Raw genomic sequence first — 19,860 nt, 5'->3', positions numbered from 1 at the left:
AGGATTACATCGCCTACTACAACCAAGACCGCATAAGCCTCAGACTGAATGGCTTGAGTCCAGTACAATTTCGGACCCAGGCACTAAATCAATAGCGTCCCCTGTCCAACTTTCGGGGGGCAGTTCACGTCAGGGCGGAACCCTAAGTGGCCGTTACCGCAGCAATGGATATGTACACAATCCAACTGTGTTGACTGGCAGGCCGCCTTCGCGAGCAAGCCCGCTCCCACAGTTTGATTGTGGGGTGTCAGGTGGATAGGCGTCGGCTGGGAGGCCGTCATCGCAGGCAAGCCAGCTCCCACATTTGGATCCTGGGGTGCCAGGTAGATAGGTGTCGGCTGGAAGGCCGCCATCGCAGGCAAGCCAGCTCCCACATTTGGATCCTGGGGTGCCAGGTAGATAGGCGTCGGCTGGGAGGCCGTCATCGCAGGCAAGCCACACACAGGTTCAGCGTCGCGACACAAAGGCCCCATCCCAACCGGACAAACCAGCTCAATCGCAGTATGGTTGCCCTCTCACCACTCCCCAGGAAACACCGGTAATGCTGTTTGTCGTCATGCTCGGGGGCAAGCACCCGCGGGCCAGGATCGAAGTACACGATGTGGTATTCGCAGTGGCCGATACCCTGCAAGCCACCTACCCGCAATTACGCGACGCCTGGTTTGGCAGCCCCAAAGGCGTACACATCGATTCATGGATGGCCGTCGATGGCGTCGACGGCTGGAAGGTTGAACTGAGCCACCTGGCGCCCCACGGCGATGCGCCGCGCCTGTACTTCATCAACCTCGGCGGCTACGAGGCCAATAGCTTCGGCGAAGCCCATCACTACCTGCTGGTGGTCGCCCATCACAAACAGGAGGCCATGCGCAAAGGCAAGCAACAGATGCTGAGCCACTGGTCCCAGGCCCACACCGACGCGGTGCTGGATATCGACGATTGCCTGCCCATCGACCTGGTGGACGGCCGCTATATTCACCTGGTGCAAGCGGCGCACCGACCGATCGTGCAGCGCAATGACTATCTCGTGCTGCCTTGAACCGGCAGGGCCTAAACAGTGGCGACTTAAAACCCAGTGGAACTTTGCCGAGAAATAACCGCCTGAATCCGGTACGCTCACCGTTTTTTACTCTAGGAGTTACTCACCATGGCCAAAGCCACCGCCCGTCACATCCTCGTTGCCACTGAAGACAAGTGCAACGAACTCAAAGCCCAAATCGAAGGCGGCGCTGATTTCGCAGAAGTCGCTAAAGCCAACTCCAGCTGCCCATCCAGCCGCCAAGGCGGTGATCTCGGTTCGTTCGGCCCAGGCCAGATGGTCAAGGAATTCGACACCGTGGTCTTCAGCGCCCCGGTCAACACCGTGCAAGGCCCGGTAAAGACTCAGTTCGGCTACCACCTGCTGGAAGTCACCAGCCGCCAGGATTGATTCAATCTGCGCTGATGCTATAAACAACGGCCCGCCCTCTGGCGGGCCGTTGTGCATCTGATGACTGGCGATGCCCAGGCCGTTAGCGTACAAATCCTTATTATTCTTTACCCGGCGCTCAAGGCTGATAATGCGATTGGCTTTTTCATCTCTGCTCTGTTCCACCCTGGCCTTGCTAATGGCCAGCACTGCGGTGATCGCGGCCCCGCAAACCTACTTGACGGTATACGGCGAGCCGGCCAAGTACGCCGAAGGTTTCAGCCATTTCGACTACGCCAACCCCAACGCCCCCAAGGGCGGCAGCCTGCGGCGTTCGGCGCTGGAGGTGGGGCGCTTTGACCATGTGCTGCCGTATATCGACAAAGGCATCGGCGTGTCCCAGGTCGACGGCTGGGTGTACGCGCCCTTGGCGTTGCGCTCGCTGGATGAGCCTTACACTGTCTATGGCCTGGTGGCGCAAAAGATGGAACGCGCCGACGACGGCCTGTCGCTGCGCTTCTACCTGAACCCCAAGGCGCGTTTTGCCGATGGCACGCCCATTACCGCGCAAGACGTACGCTACAGCTTTGACGTGTTGATGACCCAAGGCAGCCTGCGCTATCGCACGTTGTTTGCCGACGTCAAACACGTCGAAGTCGAAGGCGAACGCCAGGTGCGCTTTGACTTTTCCAGCAACGAAAACCGCACCCTGCCCCTGGATATCGCCACCTTGCCGGTGTTCCCCCAGCACTGGTGGAAGACCCGCGACTTTGCCAACGGCGGCGGCTACGAAGCCCCGCTGGGCAGCGGCCCGTATAAGGTCAGCAAGATCGACTCCGGCAGCACCATCACCTTCACACGCGACCCCGACTGGTGGGGCAAGGACTTGCCGGTCAGCCGTGGCCTGTACAATTTCGATCACCTGAGCCTGGAATACTTCGGCGACACCGAAGTGGCGCGCCAAGTGCTGCGCGGCGGTGCCTACGACTTCAACCGAGAATTCTCTGCCACTGGCTACTCCATCGGCTACAACGGCCCGGCCCTGGACGATGGCCGCCTGCAGCGCGCGCACCTGGCCAAGGAGATGCCGCAGCCGGCCCAGGGCTATGTGTTCAATGTGCACAAACCGATGTTCAAGGACCGGCGCGTGCGCCAGGCCCTGGCGATGCTGTGGGATTTCGAATGGGCCAACCGCCAGATGATGCGCAACCTGTACATCCGCCAGCAGAGCTATTTCTCCAATAGCCCATTGGCCGCCAGCCAGTTACCCACTCCGGAAGAACTGGCGATCCTCGAACCTCTGCGCGGGCAGGTTCCCGACGAGGTGTTTACTCAGGTGTTCAAGGCCCCGGTCACCGATGGCAGTGGCATGATCCGCGATAAACAGCTGCAAGCCTTGGCCCTGCTGGAAGACGCCGGCTGGAAACCTGTGGGCGACAAACTCGTCAATGCCCAGGGCGAGCCGCTGGAATTCACCTTTCTGAATGTCCAGAACGGCCTTGAGCGCCTGTTGCTGCCCTACAAGCGCAATCTGGCGCAGATCGGCATCACCCTGAATATCCGCCGCATCGACTCCTCGCAGTACGTCAACCGCCTGATGGCCCGCGACTACGACATGATCGTCACGGGTTTCCCGGTCACCACCTCGCCCGGCATGGAGCTGTACAACTATTTCGGCTCTGCCGCCGCGTTCGATTCGGGCGCCAATAACTACATCGTGCTCAAGGACCCGGCCGTCGATACGCTGATCCATGGCCTGGTCAAGGCCGACACCCAAACGAAGATGCTCACCTATGCCCACGCCCTGGACCGCGTGCTGCAATGGAATTACCTGTGGATCCCCAACTATTACCCACCGGGCACCTCCGCCGCTTGGTGGAACCGTTTCGGGCGCCCGGCCATCGAGGCAAAAAACGACGAAGCCCTGGAAACCTGGTGGGAAGTCAGCCCCACCCCGCTGACGAACGAACAAATGCGGGCTGAGTTGAAAAAACGCGGAGAGGCCCACTGATGTTTGCCTATATCGTACGGCGCCTGCTGCTGATCATCCCGACGCTGGTGATCATCCTGTTGGTGAACTTCGTGATCGTGCAGGCCGCGCCCGGCGGGCCAGTGGAGCAAGCCATCGCGCACTTGCAAGGCATTGGCGGCGGTGGTGTGGCGGGCGCCTCCGGCGAAGGCATCAGCGGCTCGCGGGCCAGCCGCGGCCTGGACCCCAAGCTGATCAAGGACATCGAAAAACAATACGGCTTCGACAAATCCGCGCCGGAACGCCTGTGGCTGATGCTCAAGAACTACGCCCAACTGGACTTCGGCAATAGCTTCTTTCGCGGCGCAACGGTAACTGACCTGATCCTGGAAAAGATGCCCGTCACCATTTCCCTCGGCCTGTGGGCCACGCTGATCACCTACTTGGTGTCGATCCCGTTGGGCATACGCAAGGCCGTGCGCCATGGCAGCAGCTTTGATATGTGGAGCAGCACGGCCATCGTCATCGGTTACGCGATGCCGGCGTTCCTGTTCGCGATGTTCCTGATCGTAGTGTTCGCCGGCGGTACCTCGCTGAACTGGTTCCCGGTACGCGGGCTGGTCTCGGAAAACTTTGCCGAACTGAGCACCGTGGGCAAGATCGCCGACTACTTCTGGCACTTGGTACTACCGGTCACGGCACTGGTGATCGGCGGCTTCGCCACCTTGACCATCCTCACCAAGAACTCGTTCCTCAATGAAATCACCCGCCAGTACGTGGTCACCGCCCGCGCCAAGGGCTTGAGCGAACGCCGGGTGCTGTACGGTCACGTGTTCCGCAATGCCATGCTGCTGGTGATCTCGGGGATTCCCCAGGCGTTTATCAGTGTGTTCTTTGCCGGCTCGCTGCTGATCGAGGTGATCTTCTCCCTCGATGGACTGGGCCGCATGAGCTACGAGGCGGCGGTGTCCCGGGATTACCCGGTGGTGTTTGGCTCGCTGTTTATCTTCACCCTGTTCGGCCTCTTGATAAAACTCATCGGTGACCTCTGCTACACCCTGGTGGACCCGCGTATCGACTTCGCCGCGAGGAACGCCTAATGCTCAACCTGTCTCCCGTGGCCCGCCGGCGCTTCGAGCGCTTCAAGAAAAACAGGCGTGGCTGGTGGTCGCTGTGGCTGTTTATCGGCCTGTTTATCCTGACCCTGGGCGGCGAGTTGATCGCCAATGACAAACCGCTGGTGCTCAGTTTCAAGAACGAGCTGTATTTCCCGGTGTTCAAGCGCTACACCGAGCAGCAGTTCGGCGGGCAATTGCCGTTCCAGGCGGATTACCGCAGTGACTATGTGCAAAAGCTGATCAAGCAGGAGGGCGGTTGGATGCTGTTCCCACCCATTCCGTTCAGCGATGACACCCCCAACTACGAACTCACCCGCCCTGCCCCGAGCCCGCCGTCGGCGGTGAACTGGCTGGGCACCGATGACCAGTCCCGCGATGTGTTGGCGCGGGTGATCTTTGGCGCACGGGTGTCAATCCTGTTTGCCCTGGCCCTGACTGCCATCAGCGCCGTCATCGGGATTGCCGCCGGCGCGCTGCAGGGGTACTACGGCGGCTGGGTGGACTTGCTCGGGCAACGCATCCTGGAGGTGTGGTCTGGCCTGCCGGTGCTGTACCTGCTGATTATCCTGTCGGGGTTTGTCGAGCCGAATTTCTGGTGGCTGCTGGGGATCATGGCGCTGTTTTCCTGGCTGGCCCTGGTGGACGTGGTGCGCGCCGAGTTCCTGCGTGGGCGCAACCTGGAATACGTCAAGGCCGCGCGCGCCCTGGGCCTGGGCGATGCCAAGATCATTCGTCGGCACATCCTGCCCAACGCCATGACCGCGACCCTCAGCTATTTGCCGTTCATTTTGACCGGAGCGATCTCCACCTTGAGCGCCCTGGATTTCCTTGGCTTTGGCATGCCCGCCGGCAGCGCGTCCCTGGGCGAGCTGATCGGCCAGGGCAAGCAGAACCTGCAAGCGCCGTGGCTGGGGCTGACGGCGTTTTTCACCCTGGCGCTGATTCTGTCGTTGCTGGTGTTTATCGGCGAGGCACTGCGTGATGCCTTCGACCCCCGCTCATGAGTGACTGCGTATGAACCTGATCGAAATCCGCGACCTGTGCGTCGCCTTCAACGGCCAGACCGTCGTGCGCAACCTGAGCCTGGACGTGCGCCCCGGCGAGTGCCTGGCGCTGGTGGGCGAGTCGGGCTCGGGCAAGTCGGTGACGGCCCATTCGATCCTGCAACTGCTGCCGCAAGCCGGCACCGAAACCCTGGGGTCCATCAAGTATCGCGGCCAGGAACTGATCGGCGCCTCACCAAGCACCCTGCAAAAATTGCGCGGCAACCGCATTGCCATGATTTTCCAGGAGCCGATGACCTCGCTGAACCCGCTGCACAGCATCGAAAAGCAGATCGGCGAAACCCTGCTGCTGCACAAAGGCCTGGGCGGCAAGGCGGCGCAGGCGCGCATTCTCGAACTGTTGGAACTGGTGGGCATCCAGAAACCCCAGGAACGGCTCAAGGCCTACCCCCATCAACTGTCCGGCGGCCAGCGCCAGCGGGTGATGATCGCCATGGCCCTGGCCTGCGAGCCCGAACTGCTGATTGCCGACGAGCCCACCACGGCGCTGGACGTAACGGTGCAGCGCAAGATCCTGCTGCTGCTCAAGTCCTTGCAACAACGCCTGGGCATGTCGCTGCTGCTGATCAGCCATGACCTCAACCTGGTGCGCAGTATCGCCCAGCGGGTCTGCGTGATGCGTGCCGGGGAAATCGTCGAGCAGGCCGACTGCCAGACCTTGTTCACCGCCCCCCAGCATCCCTACAGCCGTTTGCTGCTGGACGCCGAGCCCTCGGGCGATGTGCTGTGCAGCGAGCCGCGTGAGACGGTATTGGAAGTGAATGACCTGAGCGTGCAATTCCCCCTCGGCGGCGGGCTGTTCCGCGCCAAGACCTACCTGCGTGCGGTGGACGGCATCAGCCTCAGCGTGCAGCGCGGCAAGACCCTGGGGATTGTCGGCGAGTCCGGTTCCGGCAAGTCCACCCTGGGCCAGGCGATCCTGCGCTTGCTCGACTCCAGCGGCAGCATTCGCTTTCAGGGTGAGGCTCTGGACCCGCTCAACCATCAGCAGATGCGCCCGTGGCGCAAGCAGATGCAGGTGGTGTTCCAGGACCCCTATGGCAGCCTCAGCCCGCGCATGTCGGTGCAGCAGATCATCAGCGAGGGCCTGGAAGTGCACGCGCCGTGCAGCCTGGCCGACCGCGAAGCGCAAGTGGTCCAGGTGCTCAAGGACGTGGGCCTGGACCCCGCCAGCCGACATCGCTACCCCCATGAGTTTTCCGGTGGCCAGCGCCAACGCATCGCCATTGCCCGCGCCCTGGTGCTCAAGCCAGCGCTGATGCTGCTCGACGAACCCACCTCGGCCCTGGACCGTACGGTGCAGAAACAAGTGGTGGCGCTGCTGCGCGAACTGCAGGACAAATACGGCCTGACCTACCTGTTTATCAGCCACGACCTGGCGGTGGTGCGCGCCATGGCCCATGACATGATCGTGGTCAAGGATGGCAAGGTGGTGGAGCGTGGCGCCAGCCATGATGTGTTCGAATCGCCCCAACACCCGTACACCAAAGAACTGCTGGCTGCAGCCCACCTCCCCTTGTAGGAGCGAGCTTGCTCGCGAAAAACTAAAATACCCGCCGTTTTTACAGATGCACCGCATTATCGTTGACGACCTTCGCGAGCAAGCTCGCTCCTACAGGATTTTGTTTCCATGAGTACCAGCCTCAAGGACTACCAACAGGTTCGCGGCCTGGCCATCCAGTCGCTGTTCGAGATCATCGAGCAGTCCAGCGAGGGCCCGGTCATCGTCGACCGCGATGCGAATATCGTGTGGATGAACGAGCGTTACGCCAAGCGTTTTGGCCTCAAGAGCGCCGACCAAGCCATCGGCCAGCCGTGCGAGCAGGTGATTTCCAACAGCCTGCTGCGCCAGGTGGTGCGCAATGACCGGCCGATCCTGCTGGACATCCAGGACACCCCCAAGGGCCCGCTGGTGGTGATGCGCCTGCCGATCCACGACGAGGCAGGGGCGGTAATCGGCGCGATTGGGTTTGCGCTGTTCGATGAACTGCGCAACCTGTCGCCGCTGATCGAGCGCTACCTGAGCATGCAGCAGGAGCTGGCCTCCACGCGCTCACTGCTGCGCTCGCGGCAAAGCAAATACAACTTCGCGCACTTTATCGGCACCAGCGCCGCCAGCCTTGAGGTCAAGCGCCGGGCGCGGCGCAGTGCGAGTGCCGAGTCGCCGGTGTTGCTGCTCGGGGAAACCGGCACCGGCAAGGAGCTGCTCGCCCAGGCCATTCACGGCGCATCGCCCCGGGCGCACAAAGCCTTTGTGAGCATCAACAGCGCCGCGATTCCCCATGACCTGCTTGAAGCCGAATTCTTCGGCACTGCACCCGGTGCGTTTACGGGTGCCGACCGCAAGGGTCGCCCCGGCAAGTTCCAGATCGCCCAGGGCGGCACGTTGTTTCTCGACGAAATCGGCGACATGCCGCTGCCACTGCAAAGCAAATTGCTGCGGGTGTTGCAGGAAAAGGAATTCGAACCGGTGGGCTCCAACGAGATGCTGCACAGTGATGTGCGGGTGATTGCCGCAACGTCCATGGACCTGGAGGCGGCGATCAAACGTGGCGAGTTTCGTGCGGATTTGTATTACCGACTGAACGTGCTGCCGATCCAAGTGCCGCCGTTGCGTGAACGCCTGGAGGATATTCCGGCATTGAGCGAGGCGATCCTTGAGGAGTTGCGCAGCCAGCACGAACTGGACCGCGATGCGCTGGCGCTGTTGGCCCAACATGCCTGGCCGGGCAATATCCGCGAGTTGCGCAATGTGCTCGAGCGGGCGGCGCTGTTGAGTGATGACCTAGTGTTGAACGCCGAAGAGATTCGCGCAGCGATTGGCACGTTCAGGCCGGTGCGACAGGGGCAGGTGGCGGCGGTCGAGGGCGAAACCTATACGGCAGCAAGGGAACGATTTGATCGGCAGGTGATTGGCGCGGCGTTGCAGGCGTGCGCGGGGAATGTGGTGGAGGCGGCCAGGCGCCTGAAGATTGGTCGATCTACGCTATACAAAAAAATTGTCGCATTGGGCATGACATCTTAGTAGACGACATCCAGTACATGCCCATACCTGCTCAAGCTCAAAGCAGGCCGAGCGCAACGCCATAGGCAACTGCTGAGGTCTTGTTCGGAACGCCGAGCTTATTTTTAACGTTATTTAAATGGTAATTTACCGTATCAGCGCAAATGCTCAGGATTATTGCCACCTCTGCCGAACTCTTGCCTTCGGCAGTCCACTGCAATATTTGGCGTTCGCGTTCCGTCAACAACGGTTCCCTAGCGCTACTCTCACCGGTTTCCTTCACGTCCATCCCTTCACTGAAAACTTCAATCAATACCCTGAGCTTCAAAGTCAGCTCCTGCGCTTCACTCGCGCTGATCGCTTTCAGGGGCCTAGCCACAGAAAAGGTCAACAATGAGTTATTAAAGTCACGTAAGGTCAGGGTGCAACCGTACTTTAAGCCGTGCCGAACAGCCTCATCGGACAGTGTCCTATCGACGCCCGCGAGTAAGCGGTGATCCCAGACGACCAGCGATGACGATTTCGAGTGCTTCGCAATAAGCTCGTTCTTGCTAGAATGATGAAGGTCCAGGTATCGCGTTACCCAATGTAAGGGATAAGTCCCGGAAATTTTAGTCATCGGCTTTACGAATGGCGTCGCCGACCGAACAGCGAAGGAAAAATAGTAAAATCCCAAATCACCGATGACGTCCTGCATGGTTTCAGTTGCATGTTCTTCACACGCACATGTCTTAAATCGCTGAGTCAAACTGCTGATCCATGCATACACACTCCACCTCCTGTATTAAATGTGATCACACTGGTCACTTTTCTAGTCTTTACCAAGATTAGAGTTTAAAGCGGAAACGCCATTAACAACGTGGCATATACTTTGTCGTGCGCGGAACGCATTTCAAGTGAAATATTAAGTGTAGATGCTGTGCTGTGCAGCGCCAGTGGTTCTTGCTGGTCTCGACAAAACCTAGCGCCCAAGATCATAGGGAAACGTCTTACAAAAGCCTTTATCTCTCGGCGCAGAGACTGTATTGCAAATCAATAATAAATGGAGAACCCGATATACGGTGCTCATCTGATATAGAAATACCCTATGAACCAAATGGTTAAATGCGATATTTTTATGGCAAATTGTAGTCCATTTGCGGTCTTGACTTGACAAGTCTCTATTCGAAGCAAACATAATAACAATACCTTTAAAACAGCGGGACAGAATATATGTCGAATAAAAATATTATTGTCATTGGAGGCGAGTCCGATGACGATGTGAAGTGCATGACACCGATTGATGAATACATTATTTCGTTAACCGGAAAAGCAGCGCCCGTGGTCCTTTATATCTCCACCGCCAATGGCGATGACCCGGAGAAAATCTCAGATTTCTCAAACAAGTATGCTGCGGTCGGCTGCCCAGTCATCCCGCTCGCATTCTTCACCCCGCCCTTCCCTCACGCGCAGCAGATTTCATCGATGTTCGAGAAGGCTGACATCGTTTACGTCGCCGGTGGTAACACCCGTGCGATGTTGGCGGTCTGGCGCGAGTTTGGTGTTATTGATCTTTTGAAAGCCGCCGGGGACCAAGGCAAGGTCCTGTGTGGCGTCAGCGCGGGTGCCATATGCTGGTTCGATTTCGGCCACTCGGATTCCGGGGGGGCTTTTGCGCTGATCGATGGACTGGGCTTGCTGCCCGGTGCGCTGTGCCCGCACTTCAATTCTGAAGAGGGGCGAGAAACGTCCTTTGTCGAACTGATTTGCAACCAACGCATTCATCCCGCCTACGCCGTCGATGACGGCATTGCGTTGCACTTCAAAAATGGTAGATATCACAGGACCCTTCACAATGACGCCACTTGCAGCGGTTATGCAATCGCCGTGCAATCGCCCCACGTAACGCGCTTGTGATCGGAACGTTCAATGGATGCAAGAGCCGGCACTCAGGTTCAACAGCGTACCTGTCATTGCGCCACATTGTTCGAGAAACACGACCGCCTGGGCCACCTCTTCAGGCCTCACCCAACGTTTGAGTGCCGTATTTTCCGCTGTCAGGGCGACCAATGCGGCCACTTGCGTTCCAGTCTTGTCCGACCTCGCCTGCAGGCTCCTTTCTTCTCCCGGAGTCATCACATCACCCGGCGCAATGCAGTTAATCCTGATGGCCGGGCCACACTCCCAGGCCAGCGGCCCGATCAGCGCATGCAGGGCACCTTTGGCGGCAGTGTAAAGGGTATTGCCCGTCTGCCTGGCCCCTGGCAGGGCCGCCTGGGAACCAATGAAAATGATATGCCCCATCTTGCTCTGCGACTGCCAGCTGCGAATAGCCAACCGGGCAAGTAACATGGGGCTGAAGACGTTCAATGCAAAGGTCGACTTCAGTGTGGATAGGTGGGTGTTGACGAAATCGTCATCAACACAGGCGCCAGCGTTCAATACCATCAGGTCCGGGGGGCCGGAGAGTTTTTCGGCCGCACTCCAAGCCTGACCTATATCGCCAGCCTGGTAGAAATCGCAGTCAACATCACCACCGCTGCGCTGCAGGGTCACGACAGCGTAGCCTGCCTGTCTCAAGGCATCGGCGATCGCCAGGCCAATGCCATAACTGGCACCCGTTACCCAGGCGATCTTACGCTCAGTTGCGCTCATAGACCGCCACCTCCCAATATCGCACAGGCGATGCTTTGCGCCTCTACGAACGGCCTGGATTGACTCGCGATGGTGGGCACATACCAGTTGTAATAGGTGCTGCCTTCACTCATCACGCCGGTAGCGAACAACCGTGCTTGTGCTATGCCTTGGGCCGATATGCAGTGTGATCCGGCACTGACCGCAACCCCCGGGGTGGCGAGCCAAGATCCATTGCGTGAGTGCACACGCCCGCCTTCCATCAGCCCGGCGAACAGGACGCTGGTTGTGTTCTTCAATGTCGGTTGGGCCGTGTAGCCTTGCAGAAGGTGATCCAGGTCGATGCTTACCGGATCGGCAAATACCGTCGACTGCACATTCCAGCATCGTTTTTCCGAAACCCAATGCAACTCAGGTGCAGGCCCCAGTGGCGTTGAGACAACCCCCGCGTCGATCAACATCAGCAACTCTTCCTGTCGATCATACTGCGGGCCGATCACATTGCGATTGATTGCAGAGGCAAAGTGGTTGTAGAACCAATTATGGGAGGATGGCGCCAGCCCCCCATGATTAACGATGGCCCTGATCGATTCCCGGGCGCTCATCAAGACTTCAAGGGCGCGCTTTTGCGCGCTGCCCGCCAGGCCAAGGCGGGCTTGGTGCAAATCATTGGTGATGAACTGAACGACACCGGCGGCATATTCTTCGCTGCTTGCCTGAGGGAGCTCAGCCCATAGCAGGCGACTCATCAACGCCGTTGCCGTTTCGGCCGGTACATCTTGTTCAAGTGCGAACCGTGCGACGTCCTGAGCAAGCAAGGGATAAATTTGCGTCATGAAATTAATCGTTCCGCAACCATGCTGCTCGCGCATTGCCAATGCAGCTCGCTCATCGAAGCGCAGTTGGGGTTCGAACTCAGCGAGTCCGTCATCTACCGGTCGTGCTCGCGACGGCAACCCGCTGCGGGAAAAAAGGACAATGGCAGGTTCGGTACCTGCTGCCTTATAAACACCGTCGGCAAATACACCGCCCCTGCCTCGGGTCAACTCAGCGATCGCATCCATGGCCGTCAAGCCAAACCCCTGGATTCCGACGGTGCTACCGGCCGGTATGTCCTGGCGATCAAGCCCGGCCTGGTAGATGTCCGTGATCGTTTCGGCGCAATTGGCAACCGGCAGCAAATGGCCGACGGCAATGACCACGTAATCGCTGACAATGCTGCGATCACTCAGCAGACGAGTGATCTCTTGCGGGCCACCCTGTTGTATATCGACGGCCTCGTCATCGACATATTCGACTTGGCAATTGGCCGGGCAATGCTCCAACAACAACTGGTACAGCGCATGACAGTAGGCACCAAACCAGCGTCGTGGCACATAGGCGCCACTTTGCGCCGCTACGCCCTGCTGTTTCAACCAGGGCAGAAAATCCGCGAACATGTCTTTGACCAATGACGGTTGGAATTCGTCGCCTGGGATCAGGGTCAACAAGCCCGCCACCGTATTGAGCAAGAACCTGTCGGACAGCGTCTGGCCATGTACCCCCTGGCCCGGTAGCCCTTTGTTCACAATCACAATTTGAACCTGCTGCTGCGGGCGTCGCGCCGCCAGCGACAGGATACGCTCCAGCACGCAAAGTCCACGGGGTCCGAGCCCGACAATGGTGACGCTCACGGTTTTCATGACCTGTACCCTCTTGGGTGTAATTTAAAAAGCGTCAGCCGTCGGAGCCTGCCGAGCGGCGAGCACCTTGTGCGGCTGCGCGGCCAGGTCCCTGAGAGCCATCGCGATGCGGTGCGCTGAGTCGGCGCCGCCAAGCAAGACCCAGTTCGGCAGGGTGATGTGATCCAGCCGGGCGGACTCAGCCTGGGGCAATGGATAGCGCGCGGGCTCGAAATCAAACCTGTTGGAAAAGTGTTTGATTCTCGGACTTGATAGCGGGTTGTACAGCCGGAACGAATTCATTGGTTGATAAAGCGGGCTTACCTGAACATTCAACGCTTGGGTCATGGCAAGGGCGAGGGCATCGATCGTGCAGCCCGGGAAATATTTTTCCAGGCCAACTTTCATCACCAGGTTGTAATAGGTACAGCGCGTATTTCGTGGATCACGGCGCAGGAAGGTAATGAAGTCCTCCTCTCCTTCGAACAACGCTCGCAAGGTTTCTGCGCATGCTTCACGTTGCGTATTCTGCTGGTCCAGATGCTGCAACCTGTCCAGTAATATGGCCGACTGAAACTCCGTCAGGCAAAAGTTCTGTCCTTGTACCGCACCCCGTTCGACCAGCTCCAAGCGACTCTCCACAGGCGTACCGGAAAATAGCCGCCCGTCGGCTCTCAACTGCTCAAGCTTTTCTGCCAGCACAGGGTCCGAGGTCACCACTGCACCGCCCTCGCCCGAGGTCAGCACCTTGGCTTGTTGCATACTGAAACAGCCCAACGCACCAAACGATCCGACCTTGCGGCCACGCCACATTGCACCGTGGGCTTGAGAGCAATCCTCGATCAATGGAATGGCGTAGCGCTCGGAAATATCCAGGAAGGCATCGATGTCCGCTGTTCGGCAATAAGGATGCACCAGCAGGATCGCCTTGGTCTTGGCGTTGATCCGCGCCTGGGCGGCTTGCGGCGACATCGACAGGGACATCGGATCAATATCGACCAACACCGGCACCGCACCAACGCTGCAGGTGGCGGAGGCGCAAGCGACCCAGGTCAATCCAGGCACGAGGACTTCATCCCCCGCCCCGACCCCAAGCGCCAGCAGCGAAATGGTGAGCGCGGAGGTGCCGCTGGTGACAGGTGTGCAATACAACGTGCCGCAGTAGTCGGCAAACGCTCGGGCAAAGCGTCGTTCGTACGCCTCCTGCCCTGTGTAGGCGCCACTGATTGTCCACCGTGTCGACTCCAGAACCTCACTGACAATCTTCAGCGTGTCACTGTCGTGTGAAGGCCATTTAGGCCAGCTAACAGTCGCCCCTGCCGGAGTGTGGAGAGAACGGCTTGTTGCGTCGATGTGAATACTCATGGGTTTTACCTGTTGACTGAAAAGTGCCTGGTTGCGAGCAAGTGCTCAGGAAATTAGGTCCCAAAAAGGTTCGGATCGGTCTGACATACCCACCGTGGTATGCGCGCGGTTTGTACAGTGCGTGCACATTTCACAGGCGCCTTGACGATTGCCGGCTTCCAACGCTGCGCGGATGCGCGAGTAATCGTGGCTATTCCAAATCTGGGTAATGGATTGCTCGCAGATATTGCCCATGACATGGCTGCGATGAGCGTCCTCATAGCAAAGCACCACGTCGCCGGTGATGGTAACGATTAGCATCTCTGTCGGCGCAAAGCAGCGCTGCGAAACGTCCTCGCCGGTGGCCTTGGGCAGGTCTTCCATGGTTCCACCGCGATTGGTCAGCACCAGATCGTCTGAAAACTGAACAACCTGTTTGGGCCGGGGCGGGTGGGATTTACCGCTGTGGGAGGTGATAACGATCATTTGCAGGCCAGCTTCGATCAACGAGTCATAGCGCTGCTGGGTCAGGAGGTCTCCATTCGTAAACAATACAGGACGGCATTTTGGCACTGCCGCGAAAATGCGGCGGATGATCTCTTCCAGTCCTTTATGGATTAACGGTTCATTGTAGAAATGAAATGAGATCCGGCCATCAAAGTCTATTTCAACCAGCCGCTCGATAAAGGCAGATAGCACGTGCTCTTGAATCAAGCGTGGCACTTGCGGAAACGGCATAATCGATACAGGGCAATAGCTGCATTTACGGTTACACCGCGAATTTATTTCAATTTCAATATTTAAAAGTCTCATAAAACTTCGCCTCGTAACGTGGATGACAGGGCTTACTACTGTCCCTCGTGCTGGTTCAGTCTTTAACGATAGTTTCGATAGTGCGGCAGATTGCCAGTGCCTGTTTTGAATCAATTGTCGGCGCGCATAACATTTCAATGCCGACCGGCAGCCCTTTCGGACTGGTCATGGAAAAGTTCATCGCAATGGTCCGGGCACAGGTCGCGACCGATACATGCCGGGCCAGCGCAAGAGGGTCTGTCGACGCGTGACTGTGAATGTCCGACGTGGCCACATTGATTGCGACTGTAGGATGGATGAGCACTTGGCACTGGGTCTGCTGGAAATAATCAACTACATCCTGTTCTATTTGATTTGCAGTGAGCCGGGCACGCTCATATACCGCTTGTACTGGCCTACCCGTTGGGAGTGCCAATGATCTGATGCGGCGGGCGGCCAGGGTGTGTCGGTGGTCGAGCAGTCGTTCCAGCGTCGCAGGTTCACCTGCCCGGCTCTCCAGATAACTATTGAACGCGGGTAAAAATTCGTAGTTAACAATCGTGGTTAATGCGCAGGCGGCCGAGCCGAATGAGTCTGGCACCTCATGCATCACCAACGTGGCGCCGGCGCCGGCAAGCTTGAAGATCGCGTCATGCATACTGGCTTCAACCTCTGGCGCCAGCGCCGACAGCGAGAAATTCGCGGCGACAGCAATAGAAAGTTCCCCAGGCGCTAAGACGGGCAACTCTTCATAGTCATGAATAAGGCTTTCCAGCTTGGAGATATCATCGATCGAGGGGGCAATCAGGCCTAATTGATCGTAGCCAGAGGACGTTAACGGACAAACCTCATGGCTGGCCGGCTGCGCGCAAAGCGCTCTATAAGCGCTGAGCCCGCAGAACGCCGCGGGAATCCGTACAGACCCCACGGTATCTTCGCCCACCGCGAAACAGGCAGCACCGCCCGCCACTGCGGCAGCACATCCACCGCTGCTGCCGCCGGGAGAATGCTCGGGAAAGGTCGGGTTGATCACCTGCCCGAAATAGGCGTTGTCTGACGCCCAGCCATAGCTCATTTCATCGAGGTTGGCTTTACCGACACAGATGCCGCCCATGGATCTAAGACGAGCGACCAGTTGATGATCAGACGTCGGATAGTTGTTGTTCAGAGCCGCGGTGCCGTTGGTTGTCGCAAACCCAAGAACGTCAATGCTATCTTTGACAACAAACCCTACGCCGGCCAGTGGCCCGCTCCCGGGAGCTGACGAATTAGGTCGGGACGTCTGGCCTTGCGGCGCAGCGCCCAAGCGATTGACGAACACGCAATAGCGGTCCTCCCAGTCGACAGATAGGCAAGATGAAACCCTGGCCATTGGCGTTGAGTGTTCTAACAGCTGACGCAGTCTCTTTTGTTCAAACATCTCTTGTCTTTCACCCCGGTTACGGTGTTCTTTGCACACCAGATAAACGCGAGCGCACAAACGCGATGTCCGCATTCAATCCAGCAATGGACAGCAAGGAGTAGTTATTTTCCAGAATGTAGGTATTGCAAAATCCAAGACGTTCAATAGTGTCGATAATTCCTGCGACATTGCCCTCACCCCGCCCAAGGGGAACATTGTCATACGCTGGCAAGATACCGTCCTTCACATGCACTTGATCAAGCAGATAGGGATGGACTGAACAAAGAATTTCTTCAACCGAATGTCCCCAACGCAACGGGTTGAAGATATCCAGCAAGATTCTGAAGTTTGGTTCATCTACCTGATGCACCAGTGCTGATTGGTGCCCCGCGGACAGACTGTTTTCGCTGGCGATCATCACCGGCAGTCCCCGAACGGCGCGGCACAGTCGCCGGAAAAACGTAGCGGTCGCGGCGAAGTCACTCGCCTGCACTATTTCATTTTTGTTGAAGCTGGGAATATAAACGGCAGGCACTTCCAGAAACGCCGCTTGCTTGACAATATGCACGGCACTTTCAAAAAACTCGGTTTGAAACCTGCGTGCGCCCTGCCCGTTCAGTCCGAACGCCTCAACCAGGTTCAAGCCGATGGCACTGACTTTATGGCTACCGCTGTAGCCACCCAGGCCTACATTCAGGGCTTGTTCATCATTGACTGGACATGCCCTCAAAAGACGCAGTTGCGCCAATGTTTGAACGCCAGCATGCAGCACCAGGTGTTGGGGCAACACAGCAGGCCGGCAGGATTGGGGCAAACTCCAGGTTGCGCAGCCCAGATCAGTCATTATTGACAGCCAGGTAAGTGACAGCCTGTTGCAGTTGCTCAAACGTCAGCTCTTGCCACTGCTCCAAGTAGCCGACCGCGCCAATCGCGAGGGGAATAACCAGATTCAGCGCACCAGCACGATGGGCAACCACTGCGGCCAGGGAATCATAAAGTGCCGGGGTATCCACTTCAGCCGGAACGCTGACGCGCAGCCCTACGCTCTTAAGGGTATTGACGATCAGATCGCAGGTTTGCCAGGCAAGTATCGAGCGTTGGGCACTGATGACAGCCGACAATGCAATATCGATTGCGACCGCTTCACCATGGCTGATTTTATAGGCAGTCGCTGCCTCGATATGAGGGCTGAATGTGTGGCCGAAGTCGACATAGCGCTGATAGCTGTCAAGCTCATACAGATTCTCCGACAGCTCCGTCAGCATGCCCGCTACCGACCGATCAATCGCGTCCCAGCCCACACCACCCTGAAGCTTTTCCTCATGCAGGGTCGTTGAGACGTTGACCAACTGCCGGAACAGTACTGGATCCTTGATGACGGCTATCTTGATCGCTTCGGCAAACCCTGCTTTCAAATGCTCTACCGCTAGCGTTTTTAAAAAGCTGGGACACACAATGGTGTACTCCGCCGGATAAAACGAACCGAGGACACTTTTTTTCCCTTCATAGTTAATGCCGTTCTTGATGCCGACTGCTGCGTCAATCATGCCAATGAATGTCGTCGGTATTTTTATGCACCTGACCCCACGCCTGTAAATGGACGCGGCAAAGCCGACAATATCCAGGCATACGCCGCCGCCAATTGCGATAATCTGGCCATGGCGGGGTAAATTGATCTGTTTGGCTAATCGACAGACCTCGAGCGACATAGTGATATCTTTATTTTCCTCGGTAACGGCAAGCTCGAAAAAACACACCCGCTCGCCGCACTCGAGTTGGGAAAACTTTCGACGAATGGCCTCGCCATATAATGCTTTTACAGTTGGCGTATAAATCACCATGGCGCAGCGTGTATCAATGAGTGATCCGAGCAACTCAGATGAGTCGAACATGACATCACACGATAAAAAAATCTTGTACTCTCTCAATAGTGTTGAGCTGATCGCGTAGCGATTTTCGAATTGCTTTAGTTCAGACGCTGAATGCCATCTGTTTTCAAAGTTTGTTGAGTTGCTCATGAGTTCTATTGCTCCTTTTCCATTAACAACGAATCAAACCCTCGTGAAGTAGCCGCCTCAGGCACTGATGCTGTGAAAACAGGATGTTTAATAACAAGGTAGGCCGCGTAACTGCTGACCAGTGCCTGGGACAAAAACGCCAGATTGGATAACAGGCACAAACGTTGCAAAGTCACTTGGCCAGCGTCGATCAGCAGATACAACGGCACGATGAATATTGCCAAACGCGTGCAAATCGCCAGCAGCGACCAGATGGTTCGCCCGGCCGCTTGCAATATGGAACTATTGATATGGCTTAATCCCGATGTGACGAAATTCAAGGCCAGGCACGCCAGCACATAAGTTGCGTCATCGAGAACCTGAAGGTCGCTGGAAAAAAACGACACCAGGCTATGTCCCCATAGGTTACATACCCACGTCAGGCAGCCCATCACACTGGTCACCAGCGCGAATGCGACAACGTATATTTCTTTGACCTTTCGCCTGTTACCCGCGCCGATATAGTACGCAGCGACTGGCACGCAACCGTGCGCCACGGAAACAGACGGAATAAAAAGTGCCTGGATGAGCATCAGGCTTATACCGATCGCCGCTTGCACAGGCGCACCTAACTTTGCAGCGGCCCAATACATCAGCGCGGTGTACATATAAATAACGAGGGTTTCCATACCGGCAGGCAGCCCGACTGAAAAGATCCTTCTGGCAGTCGAGTATTCCCACCGAAACGCCATTGGTGGTTGGGCAAACTGACGGTAGCGATCAAATGCTCTGCGAAGAATTATCAACACAGCAACCCCGGTGGCGACCGTTGTAGCCAGGCCGGCGCCGAAGGTGCCCAAGCCATTGACACCCGGCACGCCGAAAATCAACAAAGGCGCTAGGACAAGATTGATGGGGACCGAAACACATTGAGCGATCAAAGGCCCATAGGGCTCGCCGGCGGCACGTAACCCGAAAGTCGCGACAGTCATGACTATCTGCAGGGCCAATCCTGGTATGTACCCGTTCAAGTAGGACTCGCCAAGCTCTTGGGCCGCCGCGCCCGAGGCCAACCTGGAAAGCATGTGAGCCCCGCCCATGTATCCGGCAGCGACCACAGCGCAACTGCAAAGAACAGCCATCAGGCCCGCATGGACAAAGATCCGTCGCGCCAGTGCAAATTGGCCGGCCCCCAGTGCCTGACCAATCAACGCGACCGCCCCGATACCCAAGAGTTGCCCAAGCATGCCGGTGAGCAGCGCGGCAGTGGCAGTCGACGTGACGCCTGCGACTGCATTTGCCCCCAAGTGGCTGACAAAGAACAAATCGATAAGCAAATATAACGATTGGATAACGATGCCGACGGCAATGGGCACTGACATATAAGAGATGCTTTTGGCAACGTCCAGATAACTTGCAAACATGGTTTGTCACTCTAGTGAGGCCGCGCCAGTTTAAACTGCCGTGCTGCGGCGCTAATGGACAAAGCAT

At 57.4% G+C, this 19,860-nt stretch carries 18 protein-coding genes; 9 read left to right on the top strand and 9 right to left on the bottom strand.

The genetic code is table 11. The features are described 5' to 3' along the window. From MF6394_RS19245 to MF6394_RS19205, 8 genes are all read left to right on the top strand, one after another. Nucleotides 1-95: IS3 family transposase (locus MF6394_RS19245; RefSeq protein WP_143501162.1), on the top strand; the 95-nt coding region annotated here is incomplete at its 5' end. Nucleotides 96-541: 446 nt separating this feature from the next. Beyond that, a complete protein-coding gene (locus MF6394_RS19235; protein WP_056788147.1) occupies nt 542-1,036 on the top strand; it encodes a DUF1543 domain-containing protein in 495 nt (164 codons plus the stop codon). Between the two features lie 108 nt (nt 1,037-1,144). Beyond that, a complete protein-coding gene (locus MF6394_RS19230; protein ID WP_003208024.1) occupies nt 1,145-1,426 on the top strand; it encodes a peptidylprolyl isomerase in 282 nt (93 codons plus the stop codon). Between the two features lie 130 nt (nt 1,427-1,556). Further along, complete coding sequence (locus tag MF6394_RS19225; RefSeq protein WP_078467305.1) at nt 1,557-3,416, top strand: extracellular solute-binding protein; 1,860 nt, start codon at nt 1,557-1,559, stop codon at nt 3,414-3,416. Then, nucleotides 3,416-4,474 (top strand): microcin C ABC transporter permease YejB, encoded by a 1,059-nt coding sequence (locus tag MF6394_RS19220; protein WP_005788805.1) that lies wholly within the window; start codon nt 3,416-3,418, stop codon nt 4,472-4,474. The genes MF6394_RS19225 and MF6394_RS19220 overlap by 1 nt, the downstream gene beginning before the upstream one ends. Then, nucleotides 4,474-5,496, top strand: a complete 1,023-nt coding sequence (locus MF6394_RS19215; RefSeq protein WP_003191804.1) for an ABC transporter permease — start codon at nt 4,474-4,476, stop codon at nt 5,494-5,496. The genes MF6394_RS19220 and MF6394_RS19215 overlap by 1 nt, the downstream gene beginning before the upstream one ends. Before the next feature lie 10 nt (nt 5,497-5,506). Beyond that, nucleotides 5,507-7,078: an ABC transporter ATP-binding protein gene (locus MF6394_RS19210; RefSeq protein WP_078467304.1), complete on the top strand. Its 1,572-nt coding sequence runs from the start codon at nt 5,507-5,509 to the stop codon at nt 7,076-7,078. Between the two features lie 108 nt (nt 7,079-7,186). After that, nucleotides 7,187-8,581, top strand: coding sequence for a sigma-54 interaction domain-containing protein (locus tag MF6394_RS19205; RefSeq protein ID WP_078467303.1), 1,395 nt, complete (start codon nt 7,187-7,189; stop codon nt 8,579-8,581). 37 nt (nt 8,582-8,618) lie between these two features. Here MF6394_RS19205 and MF6394_RS19200 read toward each other — a convergent pair whose 3' ends face one another. Next, nucleotides 8,619-9,329, bottom strand: a complete 711-nt coding sequence (locus MF6394_RS19200; protein ID WP_153046021.1) for a LuxR C-terminal-related transcriptional regulator — start codon at nt 9,327-9,329, stop codon at nt 8,619-8,621. A 443-nt stretch (nt 9,330-9,772) separates the two neighbouring features. Between MF6394_RS19200 and MF6394_RS19195 the strand changes: the two genes are divergently transcribed. Then, the gene (locus tag MF6394_RS19195) at nt 9,773-10,456 is read left to right on the top strand and encodes a peptidase E (RefSeq protein ID WP_032903861.1); all 684 of its coding nucleotides are present in this window, start codon (nt 9,773-9,775) and stop codon (nt 10,454-10,456) included. 9 nt (nt 10,457-10,465) lie between these two features. Here the strand turns inward: MF6394_RS19195 and MF6394_RS19190 are convergent, their stop codons facing one another. From MF6394_RS19190 to MF6394_RS19155, 8 genes are all read right to left on the bottom strand, one after another. Continuing rightward, entirely contained in the window at nt 10,466-11,194 is a 729-nt protein-coding gene (locus tag MF6394_RS19190) for an SDR family NAD(P)-dependent oxidoreductase (protein ID WP_078467301.1), read from the bottom strand. Beyond that, nucleotides 11,191-12,855: an FAD/NAD(P)-binding protein gene (locus MF6394_RS19185; protein ID WP_078467300.1), complete on the bottom strand. Its 1,665-nt coding sequence runs from the start codon at nt 12,853-12,855 to the stop codon at nt 11,191-11,193. Before MF6394_RS19185 ends, MF6394_RS19190 begins: the two co-directional genes overlap by 4 nt. A 24-nt stretch (nt 12,856-12,879) precedes the next feature. Further along, a complete protein-coding gene (locus MF6394_RS19180) occupies nt 12,880-14,199 on the bottom strand; it encodes a DegT/DnrJ/EryC1/StrS family aminotransferase (RefSeq protein WP_078467299.1) in 1,320 nt (439 codons plus the stop codon). Between the two features lie 45 nt (nt 14,200-14,244). Further along, nucleotides 14,245-14,991, bottom strand: coding sequence for a radical SAM/SPASM domain-containing protein (locus MF6394_RS19175; protein WP_078467298.1), 747 nt, complete (start codon nt 14,989-14,991; stop codon nt 14,245-14,247). 55 nt (nt 14,992-15,046) lie between these two features. Beyond that, the gene (locus tag MF6394_RS19170; protein WP_161952173.1) at nt 15,047-16,291 is read right to left on the bottom strand and encodes an amidase family protein; all 1,245 of its coding nucleotides are present in this window, start codon (nt 16,289-16,291) and stop codon (nt 15,047-15,049) included. Between the two features lie 118 nt (nt 16,292-16,409). Next, nucleotides 16,410-17,216 carry a sugar phosphate isomerase/epimerase family protein gene (locus MF6394_RS19165; RefSeq protein ID WP_078467296.1) on the bottom strand — a complete coding sequence of 269 codons (807 nt, stop codon included), beginning with the start codon at nt 17,214-17,216 and terminating at the stop codon, nt 16,410-16,412. Then, the gene (locus MF6394_RS19160; protein ID WP_078467295.1) at nt 17,209-18,390 is read right to left on the bottom strand and encodes a 3-dehydroquinate synthase family protein; all 1,182 of its coding nucleotides are present in this window, start codon (nt 18,388-18,390) and stop codon (nt 17,209-17,211) included. Before MF6394_RS19160 ends, MF6394_RS19165 begins: the two co-directional genes overlap by 8 nt. A 5-nt stretch (nt 18,391-18,395) precedes the next feature. Next, a complete protein-coding gene (locus tag MF6394_RS19155) occupies nt 18,396-19,793 on the bottom strand; it encodes an MATE family efflux transporter (protein ID WP_078467294.1) in 1,398 nt (465 codons plus the stop codon). Between the last annotated feature and the right edge of the window lie 67 nt (nt 19,794-19,860).

The sequence above is a fragment of the Pseudomonas sp. MF6394 genome (assembly GCF_002018845.1).
GTDB classification, from domain to species: domain Bacteria; phylum Pseudomonadota; class Gammaproteobacteria; order Pseudomonadales; family Pseudomonadaceae; genus Aquipseudomonas; species Aquipseudomonas lactis.
This window is presented reverse-complemented; position numbering and strand designations above follow the sequence as displayed.

Bases quoted from the DNA above. Each gene is read 5' to 3' on its own strand.
- MF6394_RS19235 (WP_056788147.1), top strand. From the start codon at position 542: ATGCTGTTTGTCGTCATGCTCGGGGGCAAGCACCCGCGGGCCAGGATC.
- MF6394_RS19230 (WP_003208024.1), top strand. From the start codon at position 1,145: ATGGCCAAAGCCACCGCCCGTCACATCCTCGTTGCCACTGAAGACAAG.
- MF6394_RS19225 (WP_078467305.1), top strand. From the start codon at position 1,557: ATGCGATTGGCTTTTTCATCTCTGCTCTGTTCCACCCTGGCCTTGCTA.
- MF6394_RS19220 (WP_005788805.1), top strand. From the start codon at position 3,416: ATGTTTGCCTATATCGTACGGCGCCTGCTGCTGATCATCCCGACGCTG.
- MF6394_RS19215 (WP_003191804.1), top strand. From the start codon at position 4,474: ATGCTCAACCTGTCTCCCGTGGCCCGCCGGCGCTTCGAGCGCTTCAAG.
- MF6394_RS19210 (WP_078467304.1), top strand. From the start codon at position 5,507: ATGAACCTGATCGAAATCCGCGACCTGTGCGTCGCCTTCAACGGCCAG.
- MF6394_RS19205 (WP_078467303.1), top strand. From the start codon at position 7,187: ATGAGTACCAGCCTCAAGGACTACCAACAGGTTCGCGGCCTGGCCATC.
- MF6394_RS19195 (WP_032903861.1), top strand. From the start codon at position 9,773: ATGTCGAATAAAAATATTATTGTCATTGGAGGCGAGTCCGATGACGAT.
- MF6394_RS19190 (WP_078467301.1), bottom strand. From the start codon at position 11,194: ATGAGCGCAACTGAGCGTAAGATCGCCTGGGTAACGGGTGCCAGTTAT.
- MF6394_RS19185 (WP_078467300.1), bottom strand. From the start codon at position 12,855: ATGAAAACCGTGAGCGTCACCATTGTCGGGCTCGGACCCCGTGGACTT.
- MF6394_RS19180 (WP_078467299.1), bottom strand. From the start codon at position 14,199: ATGAGTATTCACATCGACGCAACAAGCCGTTCTCTCCACACTCCGGCA.
- MF6394_RS19175 (WP_078467298.1), bottom strand. From the start codon at position 14,991: ATGAGACTTTTAAATATTGAAATTGAAATAAATTCGCGGTGTAACCGT.
- MF6394_RS19165 (WP_078467296.1), bottom strand. From the start codon at position 17,216: ATGACTGATCTGGGCTGCGCAACCTGGAGTTTGCCCCAATCCTGCCGG.
- MF6394_RS19160 (WP_078467295.1), bottom strand. From the start codon at position 18,390: ATGAGCAACTCAACAAACTTTGAAAACAGATGGCATTCAGCGTCTGAA.
- MF6394_RS19155 (WP_078467294.1), bottom strand. From the start codon at position 19,793: ATGTTTGCAAGTTATCTGGACGTTGCCAAAAGCATCTCTTATATGTCA.